The sequence below is a fragment of the Thiomonas sp. genome, from assembly GCF_054608695.1.
The window spans coordinates 1-10,773 of record NZ_JBTRXV010000111.1; the positions used below are offsets into that span (position 1 = coordinate 1).

At 60.5% G+C, this 10,773-nt stretch carries 7 protein-coding genes, 2 pseudogenes and 1 CRISPR repeat array; of the genes and pseudogenes, 8 read left to right on the top strand and 1 reads right to left on the bottom strand.

The annotated features are described in order from the left end of the window. The first annotated feature begins 18 nt into the window (after window positions 1–18). Window positions 19–3,725: a CRISPR direct-repeat array (repeat unit 37 nt; unit sequence GTCTCGCCCGGCTTAAAACCCGGGCGTGGATTGAAAC). The 8 genes and pseudogenes from ACYCUK_RS21340 to ACYCUK_RS21375 all read left to right on the top strand — a co-directional run. Further along, entirely contained in the window at window positions 3,726–4,031 is a 306-nt protein-coding gene (locus tag ACYCUK_RS21340) for an SRPBCC family protein (RefSeq protein WP_461596643.1), read from the top strand. A gap of 93 nt (window positions 4,032–4,124) precedes the next feature. Next, window positions 4,125–4,463, top strand: a complete 339-nt coding sequence (locus ACYCUK_RS21345) for a DMT family transporter (RefSeq protein WP_461596644.1) — start codon at window positions 4,125–4,127, stop codon at window positions 4,461–4,463. Between the two features lie 67 nt (window positions 4,464–4,530). After that, entirely contained in the window at window positions 4,531–5,214 is a 684-nt protein-coding gene (locus ACYCUK_RS21350; protein ID WP_461596645.1) for an NBR1-Ig-like domain-containing protein, read from the top strand. Window positions 5,215–5,641: 427 nt separating this feature from the next. Next, on the top strand, window positions 5,642–5,959 hold the full coding sequence (locus ACYCUK_RS21355) for a DUF3034 family protein (protein WP_461596646.1): 318 nt from the start codon (window positions 5,642–5,644) through the stop codon (window positions 5,957–5,959). A 219-nt stretch (window positions 5,960–6,178) separates the two neighbouring features. After that, complete coding sequence (locus ACYCUK_RS21360) at window positions 6,179–7,966, top strand: tetrathionate reductase family octaheme c-type cytochrome (protein ID WP_461596647.1); 1,788 nt, start codon at window positions 6,179–6,181, stop codon at window positions 7,964–7,966. Between the two features lie 20 nt (window positions 7,967–7,986). After that, window positions 7,987–8,628, top strand: coding sequence for a cytochrome b/b6 domain-containing protein (locus ACYCUK_RS21365; RefSeq protein ID WP_461596648.1), 642 nt, complete (start codon window positions 7,987–7,989; stop codon window positions 8,626–8,628). Window positions 8,629–8,655: 27 nt separating this feature from the next. Beyond that, window positions 8,656–9,429 carry a hypothetical protein gene (locus ACYCUK_RS21370; protein ID WP_461596649.1) on the top strand — a complete coding sequence of 258 codons (774 nt, stop codon included), beginning with the start codon at window positions 8,656–8,658 and terminating at the stop codon, window positions 9,427–9,429. Between the two features lie 99 nt (window positions 9,430–9,528). Then, a pseudogene (locus ACYCUK_RS21375) lies at window positions 9,529–9,918 on the top strand (5-demethoxyubiquinol-8 5-hydroxylase UbiM); the annotation flags it as partial. A gap of 89 nt (window positions 9,919–10,007) precedes the next feature. On the opposite strand, the pseudogene ACYCUK_RS21380 reads toward ACYCUK_RS21375, so the two are convergent. After that, window positions 10,008–10,464, bottom strand: a pseudogene (locus tag ACYCUK_RS21380) (IS110 family RNA-guided transposase); the annotation flags it as partial. Window positions 10,465–10,773 lie beyond the last annotated feature (309 nt).

Sequence of the window (10,773 nt, forward strand, 5' to 3'; positions counted from 1 at the left end):
CAGTCCACAGAGCGCAATGTCTCGCCCGGCTTAAAACCCGGGCGTGGATTGAAACCTGGCCAGATCAATGATGCCCCGGCTCAGTCGCCCGTCTCGCCCGGCTTAAAACCCGGGCGTGGATTGAAACAGCAAAAAGGTGCAGAACCTAGAGCATGCCGTTGGTCTCGCCCGGCTTAAAACCCGGGCGTGGATTGAAACACCCGTCTGGGACGCGACGACGCAAGGCGCGGAACGGTCTCGCCCGGCTTAAAACCCGGGCGTGGATTGAAACGAGATCACCGCACGGGGCCGGCGGATGATGTGGATGTCTCGCCCGGCTTAAAACCCGGGCGTGGATTGAAACCATCACACCACCTTGATCTTGCCGCTGGCCACGAAGGGTCTCGCCCGGCTTAAAACCCGGGCGTGGATTGAAACCAGGATGGATGTCGTTGCCGGCGCCTCTATCGCAAGTCTCGCCCGGCTTAAAACCCGGGCGTGGATTGAAACAGGGCAACGCCTCGCGCGCATGCAACAACTGCTATGTCTCGCCCGGCTTAAAACCCGGGCGTGGATTGAAACCTGGAACCGCTGGCAATATGGTCAGCAGAGAAATCGTCTCGCCCGGCTTAAAACCCGGGCGTGGATTGAAACGATCTGCAGGCCCATCGTGTGTTCGGCCAACAACTCGGTCTCGCCCGGCTTAAAACCCGGGCGTGGATTGAAACGCCACGCTGAAAGCACTACCGGCCTCACTGCCTGGGTCTCGCCCGGCTTAAAACCCGGGCGTGGATTGAAACGGCATGATGCCCAATACCTGCCGCGTAGGATGGTGGTCTCGCCCGGCTTAAAACCCGGGCGTGGATTGAAACTCTCTTGGAACGTTCGACTCACCGGAGGAAGCAGCGTCTCGCCCGGCTTAAAACCCGGGCGTGGATTGAAACACCTCGAAAGCACGAACCATACGCCTGGCGATTCAGTCTCGCCCGGCTTAAAACCCGGGCGTGGATTGAAACACGCCTGCATACAGGCGCCGAGACCGGCCGGGAATCGTCTCGCCCGGCTTAAAACCCGGGCGTGGATTGAAACTGAGATGGGCCGCAAGACCGCGATCCGGCGCCTGGGTCTCGCCCGGCTTAAAACCCGGGCGTGGATTGAAACTTCAAGAAGTGTTTCCAACAGTTTGATGGCGTCCGGTCTCGCCCGGCTTAAAACCCGGGCGTGGATTGAAACTAAAGTGGAACGATGCATCGCTGCGGTTTCCGAAGTCTCGCCCGGCTTAAAACCCGGGCGTGGATTGAAACAGGGCGCGCTCATTTCCATCGGCGCGATCCACCTGGTCTCGCCCGGCTTAAAACCCGGGCGTGGATTGAAACATATCCAGCCTCCGCGAATTCGCGCGCATATAACGTCTCGCCCGGCTTAAAACCCGGGCGTGGATTGAAACTGTAACGAAGCGATCTTTAGGTCGATTTCCGCCAGTCTCGCCCGGCTTAAAACCCGGGCGTGGATTGAAACGAATTGAAGTATGACTTTGAATCTCTGCGCGCCGAGCGTCTCGCCCGGCTTAAAACCCGGGCGTGGATTGAAACCTGGAACCGCTGGCAATATGGTCAGCAGAGAAATCGTCTCGCCCGGCTTAAAACCCGGGCGTGGATTGAAACCAACCGCATCAATAGAAACTCTACTCGTGTTTTGTGTCTCGCCCGGCTTAAAACCCGGGCGTGGATTGAAACCTGGCCAGATCAATGATGCCCCGGCTCAGTCGCCGTCTCGCCCGGCTTAAAACCCGGGCGTGGATTGAAACCGAGCGCGCCGAGATCAATGCTGCATGGGTACTCGTCTCGCCCGGCTTAAAACCCGGGCGTGGATTGAAACAAGCATGTCGGCGAGCGTCACTTCACCGCCTGTGGTCTCGCCCGGCTTAAAACCCGGGCGTGGATTGAAACCCAAGTCGCGTCGAATTGACGGGTAAAGATGGGGGCGTCTCGCCCGGCTTAAAACCCGGGCGTGGATTGAAACATCCGTGGCATCGCGCAGGGGCGAATGCGCAGCGTCTCGCCCGGCTTAAAACCCGGGCGTGGATTGAAACAAGCATCGGGTTTGTAGGGTGTGCAGGAAAGTTGCGTCTCGCCCGGCTTAAAACCCGGGCGTGGATTGAAACTTAGGTCGGCAATGCCAATGCCGCCCCCATGCGGTCTCGCCCGGCTTAAAACCCGGGCGTGGATTGAAACTTTGAACGAGCAGCAAGCATCTCGGAGACACGCAGTCTCGCCCGGCTTAAAACCCGGGCGTGGATTGAAACATGTGCCCCGGCGGCACGTTGATGAGCAGCTTGCGGTCTCGCCCGGCTTAAAACCCGGGCGTGGATTGAAACCAGTTCCCGCAGACCGTCAGCGTTGGCAGCAAGACGTCTCGCCCGGCTTAAAACCCGGGCGTGGATTGAAACCGGCAATCTTGCTGCTCGCCGGCTGCGCTGCCCAACGTCTCGCCCGGCTTAAAACCCGGGCGTGGATTGAAACAATCAACATCTTACGGCCGCCTCGTGCGGCTTTTGTCTCGCCCGGCTTAAAACCCGGGCGTGGATTGAAACACCCCGATGCGCGCATGCGCCGCAGGTATTTGCGTCTCGCCCGGCTTAAAACCCGGGCGTGGATTGAAACGGTTTTCGAGAGGTGTCGCGCGGCACGGATGCCGAGTCTCGCCCGGCTTAAAACCCGGGCGTGGATTGAAACCCGTAGCAATTGGCGCCCGATGTCTTCAGCGGTCTTGGGTCTCGCCCGGCTTAAAACCCGGGCGTGGATTGAAACCATGATTGCCTCCTGGTCTGCAGACAAGCTGCAGGTCTCGCCCGGCTTAAAACCCGGGCGTGGATTGAAACGTCCGCAGACTCGCAGCAATCCACAGAACGACAAGCTGTCTCGCCCGGCTTAAAACCCGGGCGTGGATTGAAACGCTGTAAACAGCGGTATTGAAACAGCCCTACGTGCTGTCTCGCCCGGCTTAAAACCCGGGCGTGGATTGAAACCGATTGTGCGACAGTTTTGCACCATCTGTCAAGCGTCTCGCCCGGCTTAAAACCCGGGCGTGGATTGAAACACGTCCAGCAACGCCTCGATCTCGGGACGCCCAGCGTCTCGCCCGGCTTAAAACCCGGGCGTGGATTGAAACCATTACACCCTTTGCAGTCATACTCATGCCGTCCGTCTCGCCCGGCTTAAAACCCGGGCGTGGATTGAAACCTCACATCGCAGCACCAACACGAAGGGGAACGAGGTCTCGCCCGGCTTAAAACCCGGGCGTGGATTGAAACACGTTCCATGACGCGCGGGCTACGGCCCTCACACGGTCTCGCCCGGCTTAAAACCCGGGCGTGGATTGAAACATCGCATCACCCCCGTGGCAAGCAGCGCGATGATGTCTCGCCCGGCTTAAAACCCGGGCGTGGATTGAAACTCCAGCAAATATCCCTCGATCTGCAAAACATCCCAGTCTCGCCCGGCTTAAAACCCGGGCGTGGATTGAAACCAGGATTTGGTCGGGCAACCAACATGGATTGAGGTTGTCTCGCCCGGCTTAAAACCCGGGCGTGGATTGAAACGTCCTCGGGTAGCTCATCGTCCTCGGGTAGCGGTGGTCTCGCCCGGCTTAAAACCCGGGCGTGGATTGAAACCGAATGGGCCGATGCCGAGCGCATGCTCCCCAGCAAGTCTCGCCCGGCTTAAAACCCGGGCGTGGACCCGCTCGTGCTGGTGATCTCCACTATCTACCCGCGGGGCCCCAACCGGTCTCTGAATGTCGTTGAGTACTATCACCCTCACGACCTTCTGCGGCGCGACGACGGTGCGGACATGGCTTCATTGGCGGCACGGGCGTACCTCGAAACCGCCCTCGAGGACAACCAGATCGGGGAGCGCATGCAGGAGGGGCGCTACGCCTTGTTGAAACGGGGCACCTCCGAAGTCGGTCCCTATCATTCCCCATTGGAGAAAGGCATGGAACACTTTCACATGTACCTGCACCGCGAACTCGACTCCACGGGCCTCCTGTAACCCACGATTGAGGTAAAATATTAGTTTGCTGGGGTACCGCTCCCAATCTCATGATCGCGCTCGGTACAAGCGCGCAACTTGAGACGGTGCGCCATGAACTCACAGATCTTCCCGTGGCTGCTCATGCTCATCGCAGCCAGTGTCGTCGCGGAGGTTGCAGGCACGATCGCGCTGCGTTTCGCAGACGGATTCGCCCGCCTTTTTCCGTCCGTCGCCGTTTGCCTGTTGTATGGCGCAGCAATCTGGCTCATGTCCCTGGCGGTGAGACACCTCGAAGTTGGTCTCACCTATGCCGTGTGGGCCGGTAGCGGCACGGCGCTCACCGCGCTGGTGGGGATGCTCTACTTCAATGAGTCGGCCGATGCTGTACGCCTGCTGGGCTTCGCCTTCATCGTGATGGGAGTCGTCACTCTGAACGTCAGCGCGCGCTAATTGCAAACGCATTACCGAAATCAGGTCTTCGCGCAACCAGCGCCTGCGACTGGCTGAGGAATCGACCATGCGCGAAGAGCAGATGCATGCGTTGCTGTCTCGTCGCGCAAGAGAACTCGGCAAGACATTCAAGGATCTCGCAGCCGATGCCGGCGTGGCACGCACCTACCTCTACAAGCTGCTGGCCGGCAATACGCATGACCCCCCGATTCGGACGCTGATTCGATTGGCGGCCGCCATCGAGGTATCTCCCATACTGCTGTTCCGGCATTTCGGCTTGCTGCTTGGGCCTCCTTGCCCGGGCGCGCAATCCCCAGGATACGGAACCCGCGCCCAGGGAAACATCGACCCCGGCGATGCGATCGAATTTATTGCCGACGTGTCGATTCCTGACCACTCGCTCGTGCACGCGGGCGAGGTTTTTCAGAAGGTGTGGCAGGTTCAGAACGCCGGCACCGTGCGATGGCGTAAGCGGCGGCTTGTCAGGGTCGATGATGAGTATGTGATCGCACGCCGGCAATCCGATGGAAGCCTGTTATCGCTGGCGCCTACCCACCTTGCCTCGTTGTCCAACGCGGTAAATGTGCCGGACACGTCACCTGGCCACACCGCGAACATCGCGGTTGACTTCGCCTCGCCGCCCGCAAGCTGTTCGGTCGCGTCGATCTGGCGAATGGAACACGATACAGGTGCCCCATGCTTCCAGCGCCAGTTTTTCCTCCAAGTCATCGTTACGGTAGTCGAAGGCTGACAGCTCATGGGCCAGGCCCTTCTTTTTGCCAATGGACGCCCTATGTCTGCCTTAAGCTTGCCAAGCCATACCGCAGCAGACCGGTGACGCGGCCTCCGTCTCATTTTTCGAGGTATCCGCCATTCAGATGCACCCCCATCGCCCATCGACCCATTCAACCCTCAACACAGGAGACGCCACCCGCAGCCCCCCGGATGGTTGACGACATGCATCGAGATTGCGCAATGTCGTGAGGCGGCACCCCCGGGTCAGCTCCACGCGCAGCCATAACCAGGAAGAGATCTATGAAAGGCCCTATCGCAATCGACTTCTATCTGGGTGCTGTGCACATCATCAACCACGTCATGAGTCGTTCCCTCCTGCCGGTTGGCAGTCTGGCCAAAAAGCAGCCTATTTTTTGCGACAGCGACACGGAGAGCCCCGCTTCGTGCCGCCCATTTCCATTCGGGGCACGCAGACTGAATCCACCATCAGCCGTCTCGCACATCGAGGAGAAAACTATGAAAAGAATATCTGGAAGAAAACCCTGACCGCCACGGCCATTGCGGCGCTTGGGGTGTGGGGGATGACGAGTGCGCACGCACAAGGCAGCCGCTTGCTGGCCACCAGCGGCGTCACCGAAGTTGGCGGCTCGACCGGCGGGGGCATCGTGCCCTGGGCGGTGATCTCCGGCTACGACACGGGCGACGAAGTCGGCGGCTCGGCCTCCGGCAACCATTCTTGGCCATCTTCCTTGTCTCCTTAACCCAGTTCACTGTTCCACTGCGCCTCAGACCCCCATCCCTGCAACGCCTTTTGAGCGCCCCCAGGGTCGGCTCGCCGGCCCGCCCCCCGTGGGGGTCAAGGAAGCTTGGGGCGGCCCTGCGTTTCCTTGAGAGACTGCAATCCGAATGTTTGCGATTTCTCAAAATCGAAACCTCATCCTGCGCGCACCATAACGGCACAGCTCACGGAGGAGACGAGGATGGTGACGCCCAAGAAACAAAGCGCAGAGATCACCAAAGGACGCATCCGGCCACAAGGCCGGTGGTTCTATGCACTAGTGGGCTTGCTGGTTGCCGGCACTGCCCAGGCGTTCAGCGCTGAAACCCCGCAAGCCTTCATCGACGCGCATGCCGCAAGCAACGATCAGCCCTCGACCTGGCACGTCGTGCCCACCGAGGCTGACGGCGCCGTTGGTCCGAAGACCCCGCAGGACCACCGCAAATTCAAACAACTCCAGGGCCCGTTCACATCGCCCGAGCAAGTCACGCAAGCCTGCCTGAGCTGTCACACCCAGGCGGCCAAGCAGGTCATGTCCACCATTCACTGGACCTGGAAGGCGTGGAACCCCAAGACCAAACAGATGGTGGGCAAGAACGAGGTGCTCAACACCTTCTGCGTGAGCCCCATCAGCAACGAGCAGTTCTGCACGGTCTGCCATACCGGCTACGGCAGCGCCAACCCAGACAAATTCATCCCCTTCAGCCAGCGCACCGAAGACCATGTGGACTGCCTGGTATGCCACGACCAGACCAAGACCTACCGCAAAATTCCCTTCATCGGCGGCAATCCGGCGCTGGCCAAGATTGCGGTACGGCCCGGCTGTAATGAGGTCTACGGCACCGACAAACCCTATGTGGAACCCGAGGATTTGGCCACCATCGCCCAGCGCGTGGGCGCACCCACGCGCTACACCTGCGGCATCTGCCATTTCTACGGCGGCGGCGGCGACGGCGTGAAGCATGGCGACCTCGACAGCTCACTGAATGACCCGCCGCGCGCACTGGACGTGCACATGGATGCGAAGGGTCTGAACTTCTCCTGCCAGGAATGCCACCAGACCAGCGACCACAACATCAGCGGCGAGCACTATGCCATTGATGCCGATCCCAAGCACGCCGCTTACATGCGCGGCGACGCGCACAACGGCAACGCGGTGACCTGCCAGTCCTGCCACGGGCAGGCGCCGCACAAGGGCGACAACCTGCAGTCCAGCCTGGTGGCATCCACGCTGGACATGCACACGCGTGACATCGCCTGCGAGACCTGCCATATCCCGGAATACGCGCGCGGCGGACTGCCCACCAAGATGAATTGGAACTATGCCACCGCCGGCAAACTTGCGCCCAACGGCTCGCCACTGGTCATCATGGACCAGCGCGGCTGGAACACCTACTGGGGCGTGAAGGGCAGTTTTCTGTGGGGCGAGAACGTGGTGCCCGAGTATCGCTGGTTCAACGGCACGGAGCGCTGGATGCATGTGGGCGACACCATTCATCCCGATGCCCAAGGCGTGGTCAAGGTCAACTCCATCGAGGGCAGCCCAACCGATGGTCAGTCCAAGATCTGGCCGTTCAAGATCGCCCGCAACAACCAGCCGTATGACCCGGCGCATGACATGCTCGTCGTCTTCCACTCGTTTGGCTTCGACAAAGACTCTTACACCATGAGTTACGACTGGAGCACGTCGATCGCCGCTGGGATGAAAGCAGCCCATCTACCGTATTCCGGGCATTACAAATTCATCAAGACCGAGATGTACTGGCCCATCGCCCATATGGTGGCGCCCAAATCGCAGGCCCTCAGTTGCATGCAGTGCCATGCCGACAACGGCCGACTGCAAAACATCGACGGCGTGTACATGCCCGGGCGCAGCAAGGATCACCAGCCGTGGATCGAGCGCATTGGTCTGCTGGTTGCGGCGTTGGCCTTCGCCGGCGTGCTCATCCACGGCCTCATTCGCGTCGCGCTGTGGCTGCGTCGCCGCTAAAGTACCAAGGAGACCTCGTCATGACCGGACAACGCATCTACCTGTTCAAACGCTTCGAGCGCTTCTGGCACTGGAGCCAGGCCGCGCTCATCATCATCATGCTCTACACGGGCTTTGCCATCCATGGCTATCTCGGCGGACTGCAATTCAGAACCTCGTTGCTGATCCATGAGTATGCCGCCTGGTTGCTGGTCACGCTCTGGACATTTGCCATCTTCTGGCACTTCACCACCGGGGAGTGGAAGCAATACATCCCCACGTTCCAGAAGCTCACCCTGGTGGCTCGGCATTACGCCTGGGGCATGTTTCGTGGCGAACCCCACCCTTATCACCAGACCCCACTGCATAAGCACAACCCGCTGCAGCGCTTGGCCTATCTGTGGCTCAAGTTGATGATCAACCCGCTGATCTGGGTCAGCGGGCTCTTGCTGCTGTTCTTCAGCTATGACTGGATCCGCCTGCAGCCGCTAGGGTTGAACCTCACGGAGGTGGCCTGGGTGCACACGGCAGCGGCCTACATGATGCTGCTGTTCTTCATCGCTCATATCTATCTGGCCACCACCGGCCACACGCCGCTCACCTACATCAAGGCCATGGTCACCGGCTGGGAAACGAGCGATGACGAACCACTGGACAAGAACCCGACTTCGGCGGGTGCCTGAGACCGAACTTGCAAACGAGGTGATGCAATGCGCGAAACGCAAAAATCATGGACCGCCAGGGCTCGCAAACCGTCCCGCCTGGTAGCTGCGCTGCTGGTCTGCGGCGCTGTGGCGCTGCCGTGGCTCAGCGAACTGGCGGTATCGGCCCCGTCGGAAACCAACCAGAACGTGCCGGGCCTGGCCGACACGCCCGGCACCCATCCCTCGCTACCGGGAATGGACCGCGCCTTGAACGGCGGCATGCTCAAGACCGAGCAGGGCTTAGCCGTGCTGGATTCGGACGTGCTGCTGAAAATCTATGTCTACGCTTGGTCGGGCCAGGCGGTGGACTACAGCGCCATCCTCACAGAGAACACCGAGAACATCGAAGCACCCAAACCCGTGCAGGCCAGCGCTGTGCAAAAGCAGGAGATCGACCGCCTGATCCTGGCTGCGCGCGCCCATCCCGGCGTGCTGATCAAGGTGAATGACATCGCGCTGGATGCCTACGACAAGGCCGACCAGGCCTATCCGATCGACAACCGCCTGTTCATCAAAGGTGCGGACTATTACTTCGACAACTCGCCGTTCCACTTTGCTTATGTCGATCCCGAGTCGTTCCGCAAATTGCGCTGCACCGACGCCCAAACCATCGCCACGCTGAATGCGGCGATCGTCAATTACGAACACTTCTCGATGGACATCGTCGCCCATGTGGATGGCGCCTCAGCCAAGGACAAGGGGTTGTCCATCGCCCTGCGCCAAGTCACGCTGAAAGATGCCGTGGGCGGCGTGCTGATCAGCCAGACCGCTGGCTCCTGAGCCAAGGCCTCATGGATGCCACCGATGTGCTGATCGCAGGTGCAGGCCCAACCGGGTTGCTGCTAGCGCGCGTTGGCCGGGTCCGGGCCACGCGTGGCGGTGGTTGACCCGCAGTCCGCGCACAACCTGGCTCAGCCTGCCGACGATGGTCGCGAGATCGCGCTGAGTCAGCGCTCGATCCGCATCCTGCACCAACTCGGCGTATGGGACTTGATTGATGCAGCCGACATGTCACCGCTGAAATCGGCGCAGGTGCTGAACCTGAGCGCAGGGCCTGCCCTGCGTTTTGATCCACCGGATCACTCCTGTCCCGGACTCGGCACCCTGGTGTCGAATCACGCCCTACGCCGTGCCGTTTGGCAGGCAGCAACCACGCAGCCCGATCTGTGTCTGCACTCGGATTGCCGGTTGACGAGACTTCAACCTCAGCAGGATGGACTGCGGGCCACCTTGCAGTCGCAAGCCAACGCACAGCCCCAAGACCCTGTGCAACGCATAGGGCACGCTCGCCTGGTCATCGCCGCCGATGGACGCCCCAGTGCCCCGGCATCAAGTGGTCGTCGACCTCGGGCGGGCGCACGTGGATGGATGAGCCCATACTCGGCCAGCAGCCCGCGGATCTGGTTGGCCTGGGCGGTGCGGGCTGCAACGAATCCTTGGCGCGCGCGGTGCAAGGCCAGGATGGCTTGCTGCTCCAGGTTCTTGATGGGCACAAAGCGCATGCTCGGGCGGGCAACGGCTTCGCAAATGGCCTGCGCATCGGCCGCATCGTTCTTGTTGGTCTTGACGTAGGGTTTGACGAACTGCGGAGCAATCAGCCTCACGGTGTGCCCCAGGCTTTGCAAACTGCCGCGCCCAGTGGTGGGCACTTCCACAGGCTTCCATGCCCACGAGGCACGGCGGCAGGTTGGCGAAGAACTCCATCACTTTCTCGCGCTTGAGCGGCTTGTTCAGCACGGCCCTGCCATGTTCATCCACGGCATGCACTTGGAAAACGCTCTTTGCCAGATCCAGGCCAACAGTCGTCATCTTCATGATGGATGCTCCTCTCGGGGAAGTGGTGACGTGAAGTCTCCACTTTGGCACCTCGATGCCGCATCGGGTGGGGGCGTCCATTCCATTAAGCCTAAACAATGGGAAGTTCTTCGAGATGGGCAAGGCTGCGGGCGGCGACGATGGCATCTTCGCCGTCGAAGGCTGAAGCGGACGCCCGTCGCCCAGATTCGTTACCGCTTCTTCGGTCGAAGCGGGTTGGGGATCATCGGCGCCAAACTCGCGGGCAGTCCGGGTGGGTTGGGAACGTGCACCTTCTTCGGTTTCTTGGCTTCCTTGTTGCCGTGCTTG

Bases quoted from the DNA above. Each gene is read 5' to 3' on its own strand.
- ACYCUK_RS21345 (WP_461596644.1), top strand. From the start codon at position 4,125: ATGAACTCACAGATCTTCCCGTGGCTGCTCATGCTCATCGCAGCCAGT.
- ACYCUK_RS21350 (WP_461596645.1), top strand. From the start codon at position 4,531: ATGCGCGAAGAGCAGATGCATGCGTTGCTGTCTCGTCGCGCAAGAGAA.
- ACYCUK_RS21360 (WP_461596647.1), top strand. From the start codon at position 6,179: ATGGTGACGCCCAAGAAACAAAGCGCAGAGATCACCAAAGGACGCATC.
- ACYCUK_RS21365 (WP_461596648.1), top strand. From the start codon at position 7,987: ATGACCGGACAACGCATCTACCTGTTCAAACGCTTCGAGCGCTTCTGG.
- ACYCUK_RS21370 (WP_461596649.1), top strand. From the start codon at position 8,656: ATGCGCGAAACGCAAAAATCATGGACCGCCAGGGCTCGCAAACCGTCC.